The organism is Sphingopyxis sp. JAI128 (genome assembly GCF_014207235.1).
GTDB lineage: Bacteria > Pseudomonadota > Alphaproteobacteria > Sphingomonadales > Sphingomonadaceae > Sphingopyxis.
This window is the reverse complement of sequence record NZ_JACHDA010000010.1, coordinates 15,789-37,795: the sequence shown is the minus strand read 5'-3', so window position 1 is coordinate 37,795 and position 22,007 is coordinate 15,789. Positions and strand designations below refer to the sequence as shown.

The window sequence follows — 22,007 nt, the reverse complement described above, 5'->3', positions numbered from 1 at the left end:
GGGGAGGCTGGGACATGCGCCGCTTGTGCCGTCCTCTGCCATGCTTCACAAGCGGGGGATGGCGATGGCGACGGGGGAAGTCGAAGAAAAAGCCGCGGCCGCGGGCGCGCTGCTTCGCGGCGTGCGCGGCGCGATGCGCGCGGCCGTCAACTATGCCTTGCCGCCGCGCTGCCCCGGTTGCGGCCTGATCGTCGGCGAAGACCGGCAATTTTGCGTGGCGTGCTGGTCGTCGCTCGATTTCATGGGCGGACCCGCCTGTGCCCATTGCTCGATCCCCTTGCCCACTGCGCTGCCCGGCACGTGGATGGCGTGCGGCGCGTGCCTTGCCAGTCCGCCGCCCTTCGACGGCGCCCCGGCGGCGGTTGCCTATGGCACGGTTGCGCGGACGGTGGCGTTGCGGCTCAAATATGGCCGGCGGACAGGGCACGCCCGCTTGATGGCGCAGCTGATGGCGCGGCCCCTCGCGGCGTTGGCCGGCGACGCGGAGATGCTGCTGGTGCCGATACCGCTCCATCGCTGGCGGCTCTGGTCGCGCGGGTTCAACCAGGCCGCCTTGATGACCGACGAACTGGCCCGGATCGCCGGTACGCCGCGCGACCATCATTTGCTTCTGCGGACGCGCGCGACCGCGCCGTTGCGCGGCAAGGGGCGGAAGGAACGCGCGCGCGTCGTCGCCGGGGCGTTCGCGCTTGCGCCCGGCGCGAAATCGCGTGCTGCGGGAAAACATCTGGTGCTTGTCGACGATGTCCATGCAAGCGGCGCGACCTTGCGCGCGGCGGCGCGGGTTTTGCGGCGCAGCGGCGCGGCGCGGGTATCCGCCCTGACCTGGGCGCGGGTTGTTCCCGACGCGCTGATGAGGGGCAACATATTTGACTTTGCAACGTTGGATTCCGATATGAGAGACCAAGCGATGACAGGATAGCCAGATGGCCAAGATTGAAGTTTTTACCAAATTCCTTTGCCCCTATTGCACGCGCGCGAAGGCGCTGCTCGATCGCAAGGGGATCGAATATCGCGAGATCGACGTGACGATGGACCGCGCCGGGTTCGACGCGATGGTCGAACGCGCCGGCGGCTCGCGTACCGTTCCGCAGATTTTCATCGACGGCAAACATATCGGCGGCAGCGACGACATGGCGGCGCTCGATGCGCGTGGCGGGCTCGACCCCCTGCTCGGGATTGGCTGAATTGATCGTCTTCGACCTTTGTTGCGCCGCCGGCGGCCACCGGTTCGAAGCCTGGTTCGCGAGCAGCGACAGCTTTGCCGACCAGCAGGGGCGCGGGCTGATCGCCTGCCCGGTCTGCGGCGATGGCGAGGTTCGCAAAGCGGTGATGGCGCCGCGCGTCGGCGCCAAGTCGAACCAGCTCTCCGCCGTTCCCGCCCAACCGGCCGCCGCGCCGGCTACCGGCGACCCGTCCCCCGAGCTGGTGCGCAAGGTGATCGCCGAGATTGCGGCAAAGCAGGCCGAAATGTTGCCGCGATCGCGCTGGGTCGGCCGCGAGTTTGCCGATGCGGCGCGGGCGATGCACGAAGGCCGCGTCGCCGAGGACCTGATTCATGGTCAGGCATCGCCCGAGGAAGCGCAAGGACTGCGCGACGACGGGATCGCCGCGATGCCGTTGCTCGTGCCGATCGCGCCCCCCGATGCGATCAACTGACCGCCGCGACGAACGCCCGGCGCCGAAGCCCGCAGCGCCCGAGCCCGTTCCGCTTTGCCGATACGAAGAGCTGGCGCAGCGCGAGAATCGCGCGCGCGCCGCCGCGTGCGCCGGGCGCCGACGTGCCGGGAAGTTAATTGATCGAGCCGATTGACGCTGTGCGTCGCCCGCCGCTACACGAACCGCGGCGCACCCGTAGCTCAGCAGGATAGAGCATCAGATTCCTAATCTGGGGGCCGTGGGTTCGAATCCCGCCGGGTGCACCATCTTTTCAATGACTTAGCGGGGTTTTCTCTCGGAAACGTGATTCCGTGGCGTTACGTGTAATACCGCAGATTTCCGTGGGTTCGCTCGGCTCTCGGCAGGTCCGTGCAACAAAATTGGAACAACATCGGAAGGAACTACAAGCAGATTTCCGCGGTGCTCCGGGCAATTCAATACACGCCTGACCTTATGTTTTCTGCAGCCGTGAGACCTCGCTCTTCCGGCTCGCATCGCGGACCTTTCGATCTCGTGCACGGCTGGACTCGCGGCGTCATCTCGCTCGTCGCCAGAAATCGTCCTATCAACAAGCGACGATGGAGCGATTCCCGGGAGGAAGAATGATGCTAGCGGGCCCGAAGTTGCTTCGCGAACATGCGGTCGCCCGGGTTTTTAAGTCGGCGCTCAAGGCGTCGGGGCAGGGGGTCATAGCCGTTCCCTTCTGGGGTACGGGTGCTCCAGACCGGCTTGGCCTTTCACATAATGCGCCGGTCCGGGTCATCTGCAATTTGTCGCATCCCGGATGCAATCCGTGCGTGATTGAAACGCTGCTCGACCGCAAAATCCGTGTTCGCTCGAATGCGCGCCTTCATGCCAAAATCTATGCGACGCCGGATGCGGCTATCGTGGGGTCGTCGAACGCATCCTCAAATGGACTAACCGTCGAAGGCACGGCAGCGCTCGGATGGATCGAGGCCAATGTTCTGAGCAAAGAGCCGACATTCGTGCACGACGTTGCTGAAATGTTCGACGAGCTTTGGAGCGACAGGGAGAACACGAAGCGCGTGACCCGCGCAGCGATCGCGGAGGCGAAGGAGGCGCGCGCGGCGCTGCCGCCGATGCTGTTCGACCTCCCGCATGGAACACCGCTTTTCGAGGCGGCAAAGGCTGCGCCAGATGCGTTCGCTAAAGTCTATGTCGCGGCTTATGCCCGGCCTTTGCCCGACGATCTTGCCGCAGATCTTCGCTCGTTCAAATCGGCGGCGCGACTGCCCAATACTCGGAAGGCGCCGGACTTCCGCAAATCCTGGGGTTTACAGTTCGAAGGCATATCGAAAGACGACTGGCTGATCGATCTCGATTGCCGCGACCGGGACCGTCCGCGAAGCTGGGGCTGCGCGCGCGCTACGGAGTTGAAAATGCCGTACAAGGGCCGGACGTCGATGACGATCGCGGTGCGCGGCGTGATCGAGATCGGCGGACGCCGTTTCCCCGTCACACGAGGCGAGAAGGCGCGGCTCATTGCGGCAGCGGACAGCATCCTCGACCGCGCGGGCGATCGTCTCATCCCGCTCATCGACGCCCTCAAGCTTATGGACTAGTGTCCTTCGAGCGCAGCGCCCCGGGTATTTGCTTCGCCGGAAGACTGCGTTTCGTCAGGATCAGGATCGACTTTTGACGTCAGGCCCTTCACATCCCGGGCATGGCGCATCCATTTTCTTCAGGACACAAGGCACTCGTCTGCACCGGCTTTCCTACAGGCTTTCAGCATCTGTCTGGCGTGACGACGATTAGCGCTACCCGGCTCGCGCTCGCGCGATCGCTGATCACACTCGGACCAAGCCACCCGGCGCATCATCTGAGCGGGCCATTCTGGTGGTCGCTCCGGGGTGTCGCGACAATCTACAGCCTGCTTTCGTCCGATCTTTTCCCAACTGCCGGATTCATGCATCTGACGTCGTCCCAGAGGAAAAGCGACGCGTTTCTCCTCGGCGAAACCCTGACTCACTGGTTTGCTCAAACCCACCTCAAAGCTCATGTCGTGGTACCGCTTGAATCGCATACCGGGTCCTGGGTCCCGTCTTCGGTCAGCGGAGAATATCCGAAGACCATGCCGAAATATTTCAGACATTCAGTGACGGCTGGCGTCAAATCGGAACCCGATTTTCTTGCCTTTTCGGGACCTGGCCAGGTTCATGTCCTCGAAAGCAAGGGCCGCGCCGGATTTAACGCTCAAGGCGTTACCCAGAAGGATATCAACGCAGCGCGAAACAAGGCGCTTCGGCAAGCTTGCAAAGTCGCCTCCGTAAACGGGATCCCCCCTGTTACGCGCACGGCGTGCGTGTTCGGCTTCGATCAATCGGGCCTGATCGGGCAAATTACCGATCCGCCGGCAAACCGGTCCTACCATTATGTCGCGGAATGGCCGCGGCTGATCCGGCAAGCTTACGCAAGTGTGTTGGACCCTCTGTTCGAAGTCTCTGCCCGCGAAATCGGTGGCAATTATATCGGGATCGAATTCATGCCGGGTTGGCGGTTCGGTATCGATAGACATGTCTACAAGCTCGTCCGCAGTATAAACGACGCTCGCTCCGCTGGCGACCTTTTCAGCTTCCTGGGGGAGTTCACGCCCGATGGTGACGGCGCGCGACTGCGGGAAGACCGAAGCGCGGGCAAAGATGGGCTGATCCTTATCGGCGATCCCGATCATTCCGAGAAGGCCTGGCATCGAGAAATTGGCTGACGACGACAGCGACGATCCGCGGCGCTGAACCCCGAGCGGCGCCGAGCATATCGCGTCGCTCTGGGCCCGCGAGCGCGGTGTCGCCACGATTGTCTTCCGTCCCGATTGGGCGCAGCATGGCAAGGCGACCCCCTTCAAGCGCAACGACCGCATGCTCGAGAGCTTCCCGTCGGCGTGATCGCCTTTCCTGGAAGCTGAATCAGCGCCAATATCGCCGACAAGGCCCGCGCCATGGAGATCGGCGTCTGGAAGCCCGGCTGAGGCTGTCCGCTCGCGGCCGCGGCCGGACGCCGCGACTTTGCCTGCCGAGGAGCCCGCTCGATGCTTCTGCTTTGGCTCCAGCGCGCGTAAGATCAATCAATGAGCTCTGAGCGCATCTTTAACATCTTCGTCTATTTCGACGCCGGGGTCGCGCGCGAATATGGCATCCGCCATCATCGCATCAGCGGCACCGACGACGAGAAAACCGAGTATCTGCGCCTCCGCGTCGATGCGGATCATGCGCTCGCGCGGCGTTTTACCCTGCCGCGCGCCTTCACGCCCGAGCAATGGCGTGCCGCGCAGCGCCACGGCGACGTCTTGGGCTTCTTCGAAGAGGGCCTTGCGCATTTCCATGCCGGGCGCAGCCCGGTCTTTGGTCAGACCCCAATCGTCGACGGCCAGCCCGCGATCGACGTCATAATCGGCGCCGAGCCGTTCCGCGGCGATCAGGTCAGCGCGCTGCCTGGCCAGGGCGCGGTTCCCGACTATCTTGTCGATTACGCGTCAGGCAGCGAGATCCGCTTCACCGAGCTGATCAACGACGATTATTTCAAGGCGATCCGCGCGCTCTTCAACGCCAAACTCTATGTCTCGTCCGCGAAATTGCTCATGTCGTGCATCGATACGCTCGCCTTCACCGAATATGGCGATGTCCCGGGCAATTTCTCGCGCTGGATCGAGACTTATGTTGACCTGACTCCGAACGGGATCACCGGCGAAGAGCTCTGGGAGTTTCGCAATTCGATCCTCAACATGACCAACCTGGCGTCGCGCAAGGTGATCGCGGGCAAGGTCTCGCCGATCCTGCCCTATGTCGGCACGCTCGCGACGCTTCCTGCACTTGCGACCGGTGCCAAGCCTTTCAATCTCTTTGGGCTCATCACGAGCGTCGCCGACGGGATCGGACGCTGGGGCGACTCGTACAATCAGGACCGCGACAAATTCCTGACCTTCATCGAGCGTTATGACTTGACCGTTTCGGACAGCCGGATGGCCAGCTATCCCTATCCCCGTGAATCGCCGCCCGATGCGGCCCCCAGGCCCTGAAGGGTGCTCCGGATTGCGAGCGATTGTCGCCCGCCGTCGCGGCGAGCAGTCGGTTCACGCCTCGTCGGCACCTGCCAGATCCGGTTCATCATCCTCGCCGTCGTCGGCGCTCGCGCCCGGCTCCGGCGTGATCCAGTCTTCGCCGATCGACACCGCTTGGACCTTGATCGTTTCGACGCGATACGGCGCGCAGGTGATAATCTCGACCGAGGACGGGTCGAACACCGCGATATTATAGCCCTCGGCTTCGCCGAAATAGCTCTTGTAGGCGATTGCGTCATAGCCCCGGGCGCGAAAAAGCTCGGCCAGGATCTGCGTCGGCACGTAGTCGGCGGCATCGTCTGAAAGCGTCACCGGCTTTGAAAAGGCGTTGTCGATATCGGTCCACACTGCGGTCTTCTTCTCGGCAGCGCTGAGCGGCGTTCCACCCATGATATGCGCGAAAACCGGACCGGCAAAGGACGACTGGCCGTGGCCGAGCGAGAGATCGAGCGTGCGCAGATCGCGAATCAGCCGGCCTCGTGCGACGGAAATCTCGGCTCCGATCCACGGCCGGACCTCCGATACGACGGTCTCCACCGTGCTCCCGAGATAGAGCACGGGGATGCCCGCGGGGTTGGCGCGACCCTCCTTGGCGCGGCGCGGCAGCGGCTTCATCCGGTCCGGCAGATAGCCATAGATGCTTTCGCCGGTCCAATTGCCATCGGCATCATGATGGTCCTCATAGACCACCCCGCGCTGCGCACGGAAAAAGTGACGCCCCGCCTGGAGGACCTGGTCGCGCTGCGTGATCGTCGCGATGACGGTGTCGAGAAACGCCTGAATCGCGTCGCTCCAGATATAGCGGTTGCCGTGCCGCACCCGGTCGGCGAAATCGGCATAGCTTCGCCATGACGCAAACTCAGGAATGGCGGGATCGTCGAGCTCCATCGTCTCTCTTTCTCATCGGGCGCGGCGATCGTGGCGGCGCGACAGCCACGAACGTCGCAGCTCTAACACCCTGCGCGTGCGCGTTGAAGGCGGCTTTGCGGGCTGCCCGGCGTGCTAGGCTTCGGGCGCCCCGTCGTGCGGAAGATCGACTCCCAAAATCCTACGGATCTCGTTGAGCCAGGGCACCGCGCCGGACTCGGTCGGCTTCAGGCGGCTCAGCCAATAACTATTGTGCGATATTCCGGGCGCCGCCTGCTCGCCTGGTTTGAACTTGAGGTCTTTCACCCCTCTTCCGAACAACAGCCCGTCGGAATCGACGGCGACGGTGCCGCCGACGACATCATTGTCGAAAAAGAGATTCGTCCAGCGGACCACGAGGAACATTTCCGATGGCGACAGACTTGTCGACGGTGTTTCGCGGTCAACCGGCGGACAGGCAAGGATCGAGCGCGTGACGTCGCGCTGGCTGACGAAGCGGCCCGAGGCATGGACGCTATCCGACGATGTTTCGAGCAGCAACCTGCCGTGCGACAGTGGCGAGCCGAGCGTCACGAAATCGCTGATCGGCCACTTTCTGCTGAGCGAGGCAAAAATCCTGTCTTGCGCCGCCTGCCAGTCGTCGACGGCTTCCACTGGGGCTTCGGCCTCGTCAAGCGCTTTCGCTTTCGCGCGCGCATTGGTCACTGCGCTGGCGTCAGCGGCCACGCCCTCACTTGCGACATGGCCCCAATATTGCCGGAGCGCATCATAGGCGACGATGCTGCCGAGACTGTGCGCGAAGATGAAAATCCGGTCATAGCGCCCGCTCTTGTGGAGCGCGCGCAGCAGCGTCAGGCCCGACTGACGGATATTGTGCCGCGCGATATTATTCTTCGGGTGGCTGTTCAGATAGCGCGCGCTGTCGCCCATGATATCGACGATGAAGACCTGCAGGAACGCGCGCCAGATGCAGTAGAAGAAGACGGCAAATACGATGATCATCGTCGAGAGCAGGATGTGCGCACTGTCGGCAACGCGCGCGAACAGCACCGGATTGGTAACCGCAACCGGCGCCAGGCAAATGTCCTTGAGCTGCGCGCCGCGATTGGGCTTCATGTCGTCCCACGTCAGGGGCCGGTTGGTCGACAGGTTGACGTCGCGGCGCGCCTCGAGCGCATCGTCTAAATCGACGGACGCGGGCTCGGGCTCCTCCTCTACCTCGTCGGGCGGAAGTTTATCGACCGCAGCCTGGACTGCCGCGACCGCTTTCATACCAGCCTCATCCGCGCGCTTCTCCCTGGCGTCGTCCTCTGCACGCCTTTTCGCTTCATCGGGCGTCTCCGGCGGGCGGGGTAAGTCATCCCCGATCATCCCGTTGCCCCCCGAGGCCGCGTCCGTTTCCGGTCCGAGGTCTATTTCGGCTTCGGGCTTGATCGCCGTTTCTGGCACTGACCCCTTAATATCGTCGGGAAGCAGGCTCCCGGCGGGTTTGCGAGGTTCGTCGTCCTCATCGGCGGGCTCGAACGCGCTGCACAGATAGCGGCTGACATTCGCGGCAGCCGAGGAAATCGGTCCGGCAGTCGCCTTGCCGTTCGTCAGTTTGAGACCCCAGATGTTGAAGCCGGCCTCGTCTCTCTGGAGCTTGATCCAGTCGACGTCGTTTTCGATTTCCGTCGACGATCCGATCACCAGCGGCGAGACCAGACAAATCGCGATGCACGGCACGAGAAAGCTGACGCACCAGCCATAGTTGCGCAGCACGATCGAGACGGTCGCCGCGACGAACAGCATTAATCCGGATAAAACTGCAGCCAACCGCCAATCGAACGAGAATTCGAGGATATCCCGATAGTCGTTCGCGGCGATCTGGACGATCTGGACCGGCATGAGCGAACTAAAGGTGGTGTAGAGATAGAAGGCAGCAAACAGAAGCATCGCCCAGATCAGCACGATGGTGAGCGTGTGGAGGTAGCGGACGCGCTTGGGGATATCGCTGCGCGGCCGACGCAGGAGACCGAAAAACCACATCAGGAAATGCGACGATCGGCTGTCGCCCATCAGCGGCGCCCAGTAAAGTTCGAAGACATCAAAGTCTGGGCGGTTGTCGGCAAAGCGGACTTCGATGCGCCGCTGTTCGTCGATCGCCGGCTGGTCTTCGGCAACCCAGCGGACCTGCGGGTTCGCGGCAGCCGAAGCAGTGGCGGGATCGAAGTCGGCCATGAAGACATGCTCGACGAACTGCGGGCCCATCTCCATCGGCCGCTGTTCGCCCTGTCCATGAACTAGAACGATCGCATGACGAGGCTTGCCCATTCCACCCCCCTGACATTTTAGCTTCGGCAGTGGGCGGTATTCTACACGATTATTTGGCGAATGCTCGATAGCATCGACTTTGGTGCAAATATTATCATCCCCTCGACTGGCGCTGTGCGGCATAGAAAGGGCGGGTTTTCGCCAGCATTGCAGGAAGTGGATCAAATGACACTTTGCCGCGGCGCTTGGCTCGGGCAGAAGCCCGCCATGCGTCACCAAATTTTTCCAGCCGCCCGCCACCGCCCATGACGATTGCGCCGCTCGATCGCAGCATCAGCAAGGTTGGTGCCGACAGCGGAGCGTCTGCCCGCCTCTCGGAGCAACGCGCGCTTCCGCGCTACGTGCTGCTCGGGGAACCCGGCATTGGCAAATCGACCTCCTTCGCGCAGGAGGCCGCGGCCGCGGGCACCGTCCCGGTGCGCGCGGTCGATTTTGTCGAAGGCACGCGCCCACCGGGCCCGACCGTCTTCATCGACGCGCTCGAAGAATATCGCATCGGCGAAGATGGCGTCGACCGCCTCAGATCGTTGGTCAAAGCGCTCGCCGAGTCGGCCTATGCGGGCTGGCGGATCGCTTGCCGCGCGATATCGCTGCAACCGCCCGATGTCCGCCTGCTTGCGGAAAAGCTCGGCCCTTACGCGACGCTCCAGCTCGATCTCCTCGACCGCTTCGAACAGGGGGCGCTGCTCGGGGCGCTCGGCGAGGCCGATCCGGCAAGCTTTATCGACCGTATCCACGGCCTCGGCGCGGGCGCCCTGCTCGGCAACCCCGCGACGCTTCTCCTGCTGAAGCAGACGATAGCCGGGGCCGACGTGCCGCTCGATACGCGCGCAGCGCTGTTCGGCGAAGCCGCGCGCCAGATGAGCTATGAGGTCAATCCCGACCACCCCGAACGCGCCGATCGGCCGCCGCCGCCGCTGATCGAGGCAGCCGCCGAAGCGGCGTGTCTCATCCTGCTGCTCTCGGGCCGCGAGGACCTCTGGATGTACTCGACAAAAGCGCCGCATCCGCATGTCGTCACCCGCGGCGACCTGCTGCCGGCGCGCATCGACACCGAGGCGTTGCGCGCCGCGGTCGATACCGCGATGTTCAAGAGCGATAGCGTCACCTTTCAGCCGAGCCACCGCGTCATCGCCGAATTTCTTGCGGGCCGCGCGCTCGCCCGCGCGGTCGTGCCGCCCGATCCCGCCACGCCGGGGCTGCCGGTCTATCGCGCGCTCGCCTTCCTGAACGGCGATAACGATCGTCCAGCGCCCGCACTCACTGGCGTTTTCGCCTGGTTCGTCGCGGCGCTTGCCCAGTCGCGCCTGCCTCATCTCGCGGCGCCGCTCCTCGTACTCGACCCGGAAGCGATCCTGTTGCACGGTGATGCGGCGGCGCTGCCGACCGCACAGCGCGAACGCCTCCTCGACCTCGTCGGCCGCGGCGACCCCTGGTTTCTTGCGGCGGTGCGCGGTTCGAGCGCCGTGGGCGGGATGGCGGGCGAAGATATCGCGCCCGCGCTCGCGGCCATCTTGCGCGACCCGTCCGAAACCGCCCACCGTCGGACGATGGTCCTCGAAGCGCTCGCAACGGGCAGGCGTGTTCATTCACTCGCCGACGATGTCGAGATGATCGCGGTGACACCATCGAATGATCATTATGGGCGGCGCCGCGCGGTCGACGCCTGGCTCCACATCGTTGGTGACACGCCCGCTGCGCGCCGCCGCCTGCTCGATACGATCGTCGCCGAGCCTGTGGGCACCGCCGCCGAGCTGCGCGTCGAGCTCGCGGCGGGGCTCGTGCGCGCCGCTGCCATCACCGTCGACGAGGTCCGGACGATCATCGAGGATTATGCGGCAACCGGGGACGGGGTGATGGGCTATGCCCGCACCCTCGGCATCGCGCTCGCCGATCATCCGCTTCCCGCACTCTTCGATGCCCCGATCGCCGTGCCGTCCGAGCGCGGCGTTGCGCGCTCCTTTGAAATCCGCGCGCTGGTATCGCGCGTCCTCGGCGCGACAATCGGGAAGACCATGGAGCTCGACGCGGCCCGCCTGCTTTCATGGCTATTCAACACCGGCATCGATGACGAGCAACAGGTCGAGAAGGAGGTTCAGGCTGCGGTCGCGAACTGGCTCGATCGCGACGGCGGGCATGAAAAGGCGCTGTTCGACGCGCTGCACGCCGCGGTCCAGCGAGGCGATCAGCGGCTGTGGCGCGCCGACATGGACCTTCACCGTTTCTCGGGCCGCAAACCCTCCGAAGCGCTGCGCGTCGCTGCGATCGAGGCCGTTGAGGCCGTTGAGGCCGAAGTCGACCCCGCGGCGCTCGCCGCCGCCGCGCAGATCGGGTATTATCTCGTCCAGCCGTTCGAGGAGCATGCGGCGCTCTATTGGCGGCTCCATGCCGCGCTCGAGGGGAAGGCCGCCGTCGCCGACTGGCTCCGGGCGATGACCCAGAGCGAAATCCCCGACTATCAGCGGAGGCGCGCCGGACGGCGGAAGGACGAGAAGGCCGCGACCGACGCGGCCAATGCGAAGGACCGCTTGCTCCTCGCCGGCGATATGGAAGGCCTGCGCGACGGTTCGAAGGAAGCGTGGCTCGGCTATGCGAGCGACATCTACAACGGCTATCGCGGCAACGACGCACCGACCGGGCTTGAGCGGATGGAGAGTTGGCTTGGCGGCGACGCCACACTCATCGCGGCGATCCGCGAGGGGTGGCAGCGCTTGCTCGGCGCGCGGGCGATATCGCCGCACGATGTCGGTGCGGCAACGACGCTGTCGCAGCGGCCAACTGCGGAGCTGATGATCATTGCCTGGGCCGAATGGCAGTTGCTCGATGGTCAGTCACTCGACCTCAGCGTGCCGCTCGCGCTTCGTCTGCTCACCCATAGCTACGCCGGCAACGCCAAGGGGGACGAGCTGCGCGAAATCGCACTTGCGCATCTTTACGGCGATTCCGCGGCTGCCGAAGCGATCCGGAGCTTCTGGGTCGGCGCGATCGAAGCGGGCGCAGACGACCTGCCGCAAGCCTCGTATCTCGACGCGAATCAGCCTGTTGTCGCCGGCGCCGTCGCCGCGCTGCTGCGCAGCGCGATCGCGATGCCGCCCGCCGTGGTGCGCGAGGCGCTTGAGCTGGCAGCGGTCTCGATGCCGCCGGGCGACCTTCTCGGCATTGCCGAGGCCGCGCTCGTGGCGCCCGATTTGAAGGGCGCGCGCGCGATCTGGGCGCTCGCCGCGTTCGCGCTCGATCCCGAGCGCCATCATGCGCTTCTCGCCAGCGATCTCAGCGGCGCCGAAGGCGAGGCGCTGTTCGCGCGTCTCTGGGATGGCCATCATGGGTTCCTTCTCGCCGCCGCGGCCGACAAGACCGTCGCACGATCCGAAGCCCTGATCCGTCACGTCGCGCCCGGCCAGCAGCCGCGGCGCGGCGGTCAGAAGGTCCACAAGCTGTCCGAACTCGTGTCCGGCGCGCTCGTCCAGCTCGGGCAGTCCGCAACGCTCGAAGCCGGTGAGGCACTCGCCCGCCTGATCTCCGAACCCGCCTTGGCGGATTGGCACGAGACGCTGCGCCACCATCAGGACCAGCAGCAGCGTGCCTATCGCGACGCGCGCTTCACGCCGCCGCCGCCCGACGCCGTCGCGGCGGCGCTCGCTGCGGGGCCGCCTGCGAACGCTGCCGATCTGCGCGCGCTCGTCCATCATGTGATCGAAGAACTCGCCCACGACATCCGCCACGGCGATACTTCGCCTTGGCGAAGCTTCTGGAATCGGCCGGGGCGCGGGCTTAACCGGCCCAAGGTCGAAAATGATTGCCGCGACATCCTCACCGACCGGCTTCGCGACCGGCTCGAGCGCTATGGTATCCCTGTCAAGCGGACGACCACCGAGGCGCGCAGCGCCAACGATCGGCGCGCCGACATGTTCATCATCGGCGAAGGAGCGGCGCGGCTGCCGGTCGAGGTCAAGCGTCACTGGAACAAAGAACTTTGGACGGCGATCGACGATCAGCTTGTCCCCTATGCGCGCTCGGGCGACAGCAGCGGGCATGGAATATATCTGATATTCTGGTTCGGGACCAAATGGGGTGCGCTGCCTAGGCTGCCCGGCGGCGGACGCCTCCCGGAGACGCCGGAAGCCCTACAGGCATTGCTGATCGAGCGGCTGCCCGAGTCTCTTCGCGAGACGATTGCCGTCGTTGTGCTCGATGTCTCGGAGCCGCCGCCACGGCCCGAGACGTCGAAACCAAAGGCCAAGCCAAAACCTAAGCCCAAGCCCAAGCCGAAGTCGAAACCCAAACCCAAATCCAAACCCAAACCCAAACCCAAACCTGCTCCCCCGTCTGCCCCGGTGACACGGTGAGGTGGCCGCCGAACTGACGATCGCGTGGCTCTGTAATCCGAACACGCGTGCCAGCGCCGACGAGGCGGCCGCTGTTCTGAAGGCGATCCATGCGTCGGTCAGCGAACTCGCCGGCAAGTGCAAAGCGCGCGCGCCATCGATATTCCTGCGCATGTACCGGCAGTCCCGGTCAGCTTTTCGATGAAACCCGACTATATCGTCAGCCTGATCGACGGCAAAAACTCAAATCGCTGCGTCGTCATCTGTCGTCTAATGCCTGACTCCGGAGAACGATCGCGCGCGCTGTTGTCTGAACGCCGATTATCCGATGGTCGCCGCCAGCCATGCGGAAACGCGGCGGCGGCTTGCGAAGAAGACCGGCCTCGGCCGCCGCAGACGCGACCGGGGCCCAGCTAGGCCTCGGCGCTGGCGGCCAAGGCGGCTGGACGCGGACGCAAGCCCGCTACCTGACACGCCGACCGCGTCCGTCCCCGGGAAGGACGTGGCGCGCGTTCAGGCCGCGGCGGGCAGCTGGGCTGCCGCCTCGCCTTTGAGGCTGCGCTCGACCAGGTCCGCGAGAAAATCGGCGAAGGGCGCGATATCCTGCGCGCTGCTCGCCGCCTCGAGCGCGGCCATATAGGCCCTGCGCCGCTCGACGGGGATGACCGTCCACGGATAACCGCCCGCGACGAGCATCAGGTTCATGAGGAACCGCCCGCTTCGTCCATTCCCGTCCATATAAGGATGGATATAGACGAAGATGAAATGGCCGAGGACGATGCGGACCCCGGCGTCACTCTCCTCGCTGAGCATTTCGAAGAACACTGGCATCGCGTCGCGCATCGCGTCGGGGCTGAGCGGCACATGGAGCGCCCCGCTCAGATAGACCTGCCCGCTGCGATAACCCGCGAGATCCTTCGCCTCGATCAAACCCGCCTGGACATTCGGACTGAACATCTCGCGATACCAGTCGCCATGGTCGGCATCGGCGATCTCGCCGGGATTGGCGCCGCCAAGCACCTTGCGAGCGCTGGCGAGGACCGCCTGATACGCGAGCCAATAGCCGCGCGCGGCAAGGCCGTTCCTGAGTTCGCGGTCGGCGGCATCGAGGTCGGGATTCCAGACGCCGGTGCGCACCCGCTCGATCAGCTCCGGGCTCACCCGGTACCCCTCGATCGAGAGCGAGTGATAGGCGTCGGTCACATAGACATCCTGGACGCGCTGGAGATAGGCCTCGATATCGGCGGGGAGCCCCGGCGCTTTGGGAAAGCGTTCGATGATTGGGCCGCGCATTGCCTCCCACATCAGGCGGATGCGCGCGGCATAAGGTGAGCGTTCGCGCAGCGGCATCGCGTTTGCGAGTCTCTCGGCGAAGGGATCGACTTCGCGGACCCGATAGCCGGCGCTGTCCATCGCCTTGAGGATGTCGTCGGCGATGCGGTCGCGCCCGATGTTGCGGAAGGCGCCCGCGAGCCGGCCCGCAACGACGCTCTGGCCCTTCGCGAGCAGCCGCTCGAGCAGCTCGGACGCATCGCGGATCGTCCCGAGCGCTGCGCGCGCGTCGATCCGGTTCGCGTCGAAATAGCCCGGGCTTGCCGCAATCAGCGCGGCGGGGATCGAGAAAAGCCGCAGCCGGTCCTGCACGACGAGGTCGTTAGCGTCGGGAAGCGCGGCGCGTGTGTCGAAGAGCGAGGTGCCGAGCAACAGGCCGGTCGCCTTATTGCCGGCCTTCTCGGCGCGGACGAGCAACTGGCGCGGGACCGTCCGGTTTCCCGTCTGGAGCGCGAGCGACAACTCGGGAGTGAGCGACCAGTCGTCGCCAAAGCGATCGGCGAGATATTGGGCGCAGAAGCTCCAGTAAGCGGTGTACCAGATCCCGCTCTCGCCCTGCGCGCTTTCGGGCGGACTGGCGATATACCAGCCTTTCATCACGCTGCGCAGGAACCCGTTTTTGATGAGCAGTTCGCGCTGCGGGCGGTCGAGATCCTCGCTGCGGATCGCGATCCGGTCCTGCAATTGCAACTGGTGCAGCGCCTCGAGCGCGTCGGCGAGCTTTTCCTGAGGAGTGGCCATTTTGTGCCTCCGGGGTAAGTTTTAGGTTTTTATGCTGGACGCTTTTTAGGTTTTCTCGCTATACGAGTTTTAGGTTATTATGCAAGCCGGATGTTAGGTTATTCTGTTGCGCCATATTTAGGTTATCGTGCCGGCTATCGTCAGGTCATAATGCTATGTTTTTGCTGTGTTCGCATTACGGATATTCCGGCGGTTGTCGCGCAAGGCGCGAGGCAGCATAGGGAGAGGATGCCGCAGCGCCCCCGTCCCCATATTCTTGAAGAACTTTCAATCCGCCGGTTTGGTGACGCGCTGCCGTCGGCATGGGCCTATCGCGCCCAAACCCCCGACTATGGCATCGACGGCGGGGTCGAGATCTTCGAGGATGCGGGCCCCTCCACCGGCCTCGCGTTCAACATCCAGCTTCGCGCGACCGACAAAGCCGCCAAGGCCGACCGCGTTCGCCTTGAGATCGACGAGCTCGATTATTATCGCTCGCTCGACCTGCCCACCGCCGTCGTGCGCTATTGCAGCATCACCGACGATTTTTATTGGCAGTGGGCCTCCAATATCCGCTCGCGCGTCGACATCGCCGAAGGGCAGAAGACCGTCACCTATCGGTTCGGCGAGAGCGAACGCTGGACCGAGACCACGCCGGACATCATTCGCCGCACTCTCGAGGTGCGCCGCGGCCTTGTCGCGCTAGCGCCCAGTGCCGCGCTGCCGCTGCGTATCGACCTTGACCCCTTGCCGCAAGCCGCGCGCTACGCCGTCGATAGGGCGTTTGCCGCCGCCATTTCCGCAAGCCATGGCGTGCTTGTACGGGCAGGCAGCGACCTATTGCCCGTCGAGATTTCGGTACGGCCCGAGCCCGCATACCTCGCGGTCGGGATCGATACGCTCACCGGGGTCACCTTCGACCTCATCGAGCCGGCGCCCGAGGATTATGTCACCGCGACCCTCTATGCCCTCGTCCGGCTCCTCCACCGCCAGCGGCTCGCCCGCCAGGCCGAGGCCGTCGCGCATCTCCTCATCGAGCGCGGGCTGCCGTCGCGTGAGGACAGCCTCGGGCTGTCGGCGTGCCAAGCGCTGGCGCGCGACCTGCCAGCGCTCGTCCGTCTCGCAGTGATCAACGGCTTCCACGACCAGAGCCACATCAACCACGGTCCGATCGCGCTCACGATCTCGCAGGCTCCTCAAGGCGACGAGGGGCGCCGCGCCGCGATGGACGCCTTTTTCGAAGCGTCGGTCGCCGCGGCGCGGGGGTCTGAATCGAACAGCGAAGCCGCCGCGCATTATTCGATCGGCAATTTCTATCGCAGCCAGCAAGGCTACGCCCGAGCCCTCTCGCACTACAATCGCGCGCGCCGGCTGCGACCCGCATACTGGCGTGCGGGCTATTTCTCGCGCGACCTCGGCAGCATCCTCTTTCTCGCCGGCCATTATGCCGGCGCGGTGTGCGGCTATCGAGAGGCGCTTCGCATCGACGGGACCGGCGAAGCCGAGCTCGTCTTTCTCTTCGGCGACGCGCTGATGCTGTCGGGCGCGATCGACGCGGCGCGCAGCGCGTTCGAAGACGCGGCGGCGCGCTGCACCGCGCCAGCAATGATCGAGGAAGCCGAGCTTAAGTTGATGCTCTGCGACTGGCTCGTCGCGCGCCATGGCGTTACCGTTCCGCGACGCCGCGCCGAGGCCAATGCCGCGCTGCGCGCGGGTGTCGCCGATCCGACCCATCTCGCGGCGCTCGCCCGCGACGTCGACGCACTTCATCCCGAATTGCACTTCCGGCTCGGCGTTGCGGGCTTCCAGGAGGGCGAGCGTGAGGGCGCGCTCATTCATTTCCTTCTCTCCGCCTTCATCGACCCCGGCAGCGAAACCGCCTGGGCCAATGCCGCGATCAGCGCGATGGCGACGGGCGACGAGGCGATGATGCTCCGCATCCTCACTATAGCGATCCACCACAAGGGTGCCGAAGCCTACGACAAGCTCCGAGCCGATCTGGTCGGGCAGGACATCTCCGACGAGAGTCTCGCGGCGCTCGATGCGACGGCGCTTGCGATCATCGCAGAGGCCGAACGCCCGGCAACGGGCGGCTTCACGCTGCGCATGCTCGATGGCGACGACTATCATACGATGACAATCAAAGGTCTGGGCGGCGCCTGACAAGGCGCTGCTCAGACGAGATCGGCGATCCAGTCCTGCAGCCGTTCGCTCGCAATTTGGATGTCAGCGATCAACTGGCGCTGCGATGCGCCGCCATCATGATAGAGCTGGCGCATCGCGAAAGCGCGCAATGCGATCCCTTGCGCAAGCAGATCGGCCACGCGCTCCTCGTCGCCAAGCCCGACACCGAGCGAGGCGTAGCGCAATATCTCGCGTCCGCGTTCGGCGACTTCGGCGGGGGCTTCGCCGAGCTTCGTGCCCCGCTGGCGTTCGCCGAGACGCGCGGCCAGCCAGGCGAGTTGTTTCGCCGCGGCGCGCACCGCCGTTTTTGCCTCTTCAGCTGCCGCGTCGCCGAACTTTTCTGGCGGCACCCACCGCGCGCGCATTTGCCGGACCGAGCGATCAACCTCGTCGATCGCGGCGAGCAGATCGACCTGCGGCGTGCCGATCGCCGAGCGCGCGGTCGCGATCGTCATAAGTTCGTCGGCAAGGGCCGAAAGCAAGGGCTCGGTCTCGGCATGGCTTTGCGGCGCACTAGCCGCGACCCGGTGCGCCTGCTCGGCATAGTGCCCCGCCTCGGATTTGAGGTCGCGCAGGCCCTTGCGCGGACTGAGCGCGCGATAGTCGAGCAGCATCATGTCGATGCCTAGAAGCAGCCGGGCGAGATCGCCGAGGTAGCGGCTTTCGGCGGTCGGCTTGCTCGCCTTGTCCCACGCACGAATTCGCTCGATCACCTCGTCGGGGGTCATCGGGCGCGACGCGCTCATTTGCCTGAGATAGCCGATATCCCCCGAGTAGTAGATCGGTGCCTCTCCCTTCGGCACATCGATCACTGCGACGACGCGCAGGTCGTCGCCCTTGCCGATCGCCGCGAAGCGCAGCGCCGGATGGATTACCGGCTTGACCGTCGCCGCGAGGCCCTCGATCCGGCCGCGCAGCTTGAGGCGGCCCTCGGCACTCCGTGCATCGGGCAGTCCAACAATTGTGCCGTCATCGTCAATGCCGACGAAAATTCGGCCCGACCCACTGGTCGCGAACGCCGCCATTTCCTTCGCGAGCTTGCCTCCATGATCGGGCATCGCGACCTTGAACTCGACGCTTACGCTCTCGCTTGCTGCCGCGACCGCCTCGAGCTCGGCCGACAGCGCGGCGTCGGCCCAACTTTGACGGTCGGGTCCGGGTGATTCGGAAGCGGGGTCGCTTGCGCTCATCGTCGATCCATCGCGCGCGACCGCGCGATAGGCAAGGCTGAAGCCATTCCTATCTCTCGACTCATCCACTGCACCGCCGAAACGGTCGACCATCGTCACGAACGATGCTCTGAGCTGATCGCGAAAGCACGGTTCGCCTATAGGTATCCGAGCGAACGTATGCCGGTAAGGCCGAGGGATTTTCGTCGGCATGCAGCCCTGCTAGATTGCAGCGATGGCCGACGGCATCTGCAAACTGACGGGAGAAAGCGGTCCGCTCGTGAAGGCGCATATTATTCCCAAGGCGCTTACACCTCCTGCTGCAAAGGGTCAGCCCTTTGCACAGGCCGGCCCCGATTACGCGCCGCGCAGGCGCCGCGACAGCTGATATGATCCCAATATCGTGACGCGCGCGGGCGAGGACATATTGGCGCGCTACGACAGCTGGGCGATCGAGGAATTGCGCCGCCACCGGCTCGTATGGACCGGTTGGGGAGGGGACCGGGCGCTAGCCGAGGATGAGATTCTCCTTATACCGGGTTTAGACGGCATCGGCTTTCGCAAGATCGATACGATCGACCAGCACCGCCTTCGCCTGTCTCTTCTCAGCATCCTCTGGCGCGCGACGGTCAGCAAGATGCACGAGTTCCGCGAGATCCGGATGCTTCCGAACGAACGCCGCCGCCTGACGCATATGGTGCGCACCGGCCGCGTTGAACCTTTGTCCTTCTTTCCCGTCATGCTGTTCCAGCTCTCGAGCCGGGGCGAAGTCCATAATCTCAGCCCGATCACGCAGCACAAGCGACGGGATGTGACGGATCCGGACAAGGGCACGATCCCGATCTTTCGTTTCTACTTCGACGGGCTGATCGTCCATTTTCACCGCAAGGATCGTGCGAAGGACGTGGAAGCGATGGGTCCGATGATGGTGGGCCGCGGAAAAGAGCTGCTCGTTGGGGTCAGGCCGTATGACGGATCATGGCAGGAAGAAAATCTGGAGGTGTTGAAGGCCGAAGCCGAAGAGCGATGGCCCGGTCACCTGGGACGCATCCACCGGTCTTGATGGCGTCTGGAGCGAAGGCACGAAATTGCGGCTAGCGGGCGAGCCTATGCGTCAGGTCGCCGAGCCCGGACCCGCACACGCTTAAAGTTCGATTTCGTCAGTTCGTTGAGGCGCCGCGCCAGTTGCTGCTCGGCAAAATAGGTGAGCTGCGGATCGATGGAAATCTGATCGATGATGCGTAGCGGATCTTCGCGCATATAGGTCGGTTCGGGTTCGCAGACATCGAGCGCAAATTCCATCGTCACGAGAGAGGGATGCCGCCGAAACTGTTCGGCCGCCGCCGCTGCGTCGAGCCAGACCCGCCGCACTTCATAGGCTTTGTCCCGAAGCTGCCGGTCACGCTCGGTTTCCAGAATCCCGGTCAACAGGCCCGGCCCATCTGGCATCCAGCCGATCGCTTCGAGCAGAGCGTCCTTTCGGGCTGCGTCCGCCTCTGCATATCGCTCCAGCAAATAGGGCTGGATCGTCTCGTGACCGATTCGCAGCTCAACGCACGCGGCGCGGTAGGCATAACGGTCGCCGGTCCCCGGTCGATCCTCTCCAAGAACATCGACCATGGCCTCGAGCGCGCTCGGGTCGAGGGCCCGCACGGCCCGCGCCATATTGCGCCGACGATCCGGATAGCTGGTCCAGGCTTGGCGAAAGGCCTTCGTCGCGCGGTCCTTGTCGATCCGAGCCAGTGTAGCGATCGCATCGGGCTGTACGTTGGTGATGAAATCGGGCTCGGAGAAGGCACGTTCGAGCAGGATGTTGAGGGCTTTCGCCTCATCCTTGTCGACGAGCTGCTCGACAAAATCATCGGCCGACCAGAACCCGCGCCCCCCGACGCGTTCGCCTATTGCCCAAAGCGCGTCGCTCGCGCCTCCCTGACCGAGGCGCGCTACAAGCGCTTGCGAGTCATAGCTTTTCCAGCTCTTCGCGGTCCCCAGCCGCTCGAGGTACTTATCGAAGATCGCTCGCGGTTCGGGCGATTGATCTTTAATGAGTGTGTTGAGCACGCCAAGCCGACCGGCCTCGTCGTCGTCAGCCCCTAGCCGCGCCAGCGCCCGGGCGGTGAGATCGCGGTCGCTTGGACCCGCGACCGCCGCGGCGTTCATGAGCATCGCCTCCATCGTGCTACCCCGAGCCCGCCCGCGCAAACTTTCGAGAAGAACATTCTGATCGCCCGCTTCTTCATATTCGGGAAGCAGCCGAAGCGCGAAAGAGACGTCCTCTTCGGCCTCGCTCTTTGTCAACCCCATCAGCCGGGGACGCCAGCGCTCGGGATCCAGGGCCAGCAGCACACGCCAGAGGCTGAGCCGCACTTCGATCGCATCGCCTTCGCTCGTCCCGACCGCTGTTAATTCTTCGAGCCGGGAAACGACGGGCGCGGTTGGCGCGAAAATGCTCATCGCAATGCCCGCGCGCGATTTGCCGAGGTCGTCGTGTGAAAGCGTGTGAAGCAGCAGTCGCTCATAATCGGCGCCGCCAATTCGCCGCAATAGGCGGCGAACCGCGACCTGGCGGTCGTCTTTGCGGCCGTCGACATGATCGATCGCCCGCGCGCAAAGCCGCGCGGCGAGCTCAGATCCCCGATAGGCCTCAAACAGGCCATCATGCCGGGGGTCAAGGGTCAGGCTCCCGAGCAGGTTGACCAGCGACGCGAACGGATCGCGCGCGCCTTCGGCGAAGGGTGCGCGCATGAGGTCCTCCAGTTTAGAGAGGAGATGCGCGACGAGCGCCTCGTCAACGCGGTCCTCGGCGCGAGAGAAAAGCGCGGCAAGCGCGCCGCCGGTCGGATCGCAGGCTTCGCGCCACGCCTGAAGCGCGCTCCTTGTACGCGCCGCATCAAAATCGAATAATCGGTCGATCCAGCCGCGACCCGCCGGCGTGCGCGCCAGCGATGGAAAGGTGTCGAGATAGGCCAGCACTGCCCCGGGATCGATCTCGGCCCACGTGGCGAGCGCCTTTGGCGCCCAAAGATGGTCCGAACGGGCGTGGGTCGCGAGCACAGGCGCGTCATCTTCGTCGCCGAAGCGGCCAATGCACTCGATGAGGACCGACTGCCGATCGGGCGCGATCACCGCAAAGAGCCGATTGCGGGTGCGCGCCCAGATATTGCTCCCGCTCGCGGCATCGAGCGATTTCAGGAAATAGGCCGCGATCCGATATTCGTCGGCGCTTCTCTGACTCTCGATGAGTTCGGTCAGCCAGTCAGGGCTGTCGCAGACGATCGTGCGGAGCGCTGCGTCCATAGCATCGAAACGGTCCGAATCGAACCGGTCACTCTCGCGCTCTGCCGACATCGCGCAATAGTCGGT

The 22,007-nt window shown here is 64.5% G+C and carries 17 protein-coding genes and 1 tRNA gene; 13 read left to right on the top strand and 5 right to left on the bottom strand.

What is annotated here, in order from left to right; translation table 11 throughout:
* Positions 1-64 precede the first annotated feature (64 nt).
* The 8 genes from HDC35_RS18825 (at position 65) to HDC35_RS18790 (ending at position 5,692) form a co-directional block, all read left to right on the top strand.
* Positions 65-922, top strand: a complete 858-nt coding sequence (locus HDC35_RS18825) for a ComF family protein (RefSeq protein WP_184648929.1) — start codon at positions 65-67, stop codon at positions 920-922.
* A 4-nt stretch (positions 923-926) separates the two neighbouring features.
* On the top strand, positions 927-1,187 hold the full coding sequence (gene grxC / locus HDC35_RS18820; RefSeq protein WP_184648928.1) for a glutaredoxin 3: 261 nt from the start codon (positions 927-929) through the stop codon (positions 1,185-1,187).
* Positions 1,147-1,659: a DUF1178 family protein gene (locus HDC35_RS18815; RefSeq protein ID WP_409437963.1), complete on the top strand. Its 513-nt coding sequence runs from the start codon at positions 1,147-1,149 to the stop codon at positions 1,657-1,659. The genes grxC and HDC35_RS18815 overlap by 41 nt, the downstream gene beginning before the upstream one ends.
* 189 nt (positions 1,660-1,848) lie before the next feature.
* Positions 1,849-1,925 (top strand) — tRNA-Arg (locus HDC35_RS18810).
* Between the two features lie 336 nt (positions 1,926-2,261).
* A complete protein-coding gene (locus HDC35_RS18805; protein ID WP_184648927.1) occupies positions 2,262-3,242 on the top strand; it encodes a phospholipase D-like domain-containing protein in 981 nt (326 codons plus the stop codon).
* Positions 3,243-3,343: 101 nt separating this feature from the next.
* The gene (locus HDC35_RS18800) at positions 3,344-4,384 is read left to right on the top strand and encodes a hypothetical protein (RefSeq protein WP_184648926.1); all 1,041 of its coding nucleotides are present in this window, start codon (positions 3,344-3,346) and stop codon (positions 4,382-4,384) included.
* Between the two features lie 49 nt (positions 4,385-4,433).
* The gene (locus HDC35_RS19900) at positions 4,434-4,562 is read left to right on the top strand and encodes an SLOG family protein (RefSeq protein ID WP_311770800.1); all 129 of its coding nucleotides are present in this window, start codon (positions 4,434-4,436) and stop codon (positions 4,560-4,562) included.
* Positions 4,563-4,744: 182 nt separating this feature from the next.
* Complete coding sequence (locus HDC35_RS18790) at positions 4,745-5,692, top strand: hypothetical protein (protein WP_184648925.1); 948 nt, start codon at positions 4,745-4,747, stop codon at positions 5,690-5,692.
* A 54-nt stretch (positions 5,693-5,746) separates the two neighbouring features.
* Here the strand turns inward: HDC35_RS18790 and HDC35_RS18785 are convergent, their stop codons facing one another.
* Entirely contained in the window at positions 5,747-6,622 is an 876-nt protein-coding gene (locus HDC35_RS18785; protein WP_184648924.1) for an RES family NAD+ phosphorylase, read from the bottom strand.
* A 114-nt stretch (positions 6,623-6,736) separates the two neighbouring features.
* Positions 6,737-8,914: a hypothetical protein gene (locus HDC35_RS18780; protein ID WP_184648923.1), complete on the bottom strand. Its 2,178-nt coding sequence runs from the start codon at positions 8,912-8,914 to the stop codon at positions 6,737-6,739.
* Positions 8,915-9,159: 245 nt separating this feature from the next.
* Between HDC35_RS18780 and HDC35_RS18775 the strand changes: the two genes are divergently transcribed.
* Complete coding sequence (locus tag HDC35_RS18775) at positions 9,160-13,260, top strand: hypothetical protein (RefSeq protein ID WP_184648922.1); 4,101 nt, start codon at positions 9,160-9,162, stop codon at positions 13,258-13,260.
* 1 nt (position 13,261) lies between these two features.
* Positions 13,262-13,444: a hypothetical protein gene (locus HDC35_RS18770; RefSeq protein ID WP_184648921.1), complete on the top strand. Its 183-nt coding sequence runs from the start codon at positions 13,262-13,264 to the stop codon at positions 13,442-13,444.
* Between the two features lie 308 nt (positions 13,445-13,752).
* Here the strand turns inward: HDC35_RS18770 and HDC35_RS19765 are convergent, their stop codons facing one another.
* On the bottom strand, positions 13,753-15,312 hold the full coding sequence (locus HDC35_RS19765) for a Fic family protein (protein WP_184648920.1): 1,560 nt from the start codon (positions 15,310-15,312) through the stop codon (positions 13,753-13,755).
* A 228-nt stretch (positions 15,313-15,540) separates the two neighbouring features.
* On the opposite strand from HDC35_RS19765, the gene HDC35_RS18760 reads away from it, so the two are divergent.
* Positions 15,541-17,454 carry a DUF4365 domain-containing protein gene (locus HDC35_RS18760; protein WP_184648919.1) on the top strand — a complete coding sequence of 638 codons (1,914 nt, stop codon included), beginning with the start codon at positions 15,541-15,543 and terminating at the stop codon, positions 17,452-17,454.
* 11 nt (positions 17,455-17,465) lie between these two features.
* Here the strand turns inward: HDC35_RS18760 and HDC35_RS18755 are convergent, their stop codons facing one another.
* On the bottom strand, positions 17,466-18,758 hold the full coding sequence (locus HDC35_RS18755; RefSeq protein ID WP_260397847.1) for a helix-turn-helix domain-containing protein: 1,293 nt from the start codon (positions 18,756-18,758) through the stop codon (positions 17,466-17,468).
* 121 nt (positions 18,759-18,879) lie between these two features.
* Between HDC35_RS18755 and HDC35_RS18750 the strand changes: the two genes are divergently transcribed.
* Both HDC35_RS18750 and HDC35_RS18745 read left to right on the top strand, forming a co-directional pair.
* Positions 18,880-19,032: a hypothetical protein gene (locus HDC35_RS18750; protein ID WP_184648917.1), complete on the top strand. Its 153-nt coding sequence runs from the start codon at positions 18,880-18,882 to the stop codon at positions 19,030-19,032.
* 15 nt (positions 19,033-19,047) lie between these two features.
* Complete coding sequence (locus HDC35_RS18745; RefSeq protein ID WP_184648916.1) at positions 19,048-19,707, top strand: hypothetical protein; 660 nt, start codon at positions 19,048-19,050, stop codon at positions 19,705-19,707.
* Positions 19,708-19,751: 44 nt separating this feature from the next.
* On the opposite strand, the gene HDC35_RS18740 is transcribed toward HDC35_RS18745, so the two are convergent.
* A complete protein-coding gene (locus HDC35_RS18740) occupies positions 19,752-21,992 on the bottom strand; it encodes a hypothetical protein (RefSeq protein WP_184648915.1) in 2,241 nt (746 codons plus the stop codon).
* Between the last annotated feature and the right edge of the window lie 15 nt (positions 21,993-22,007).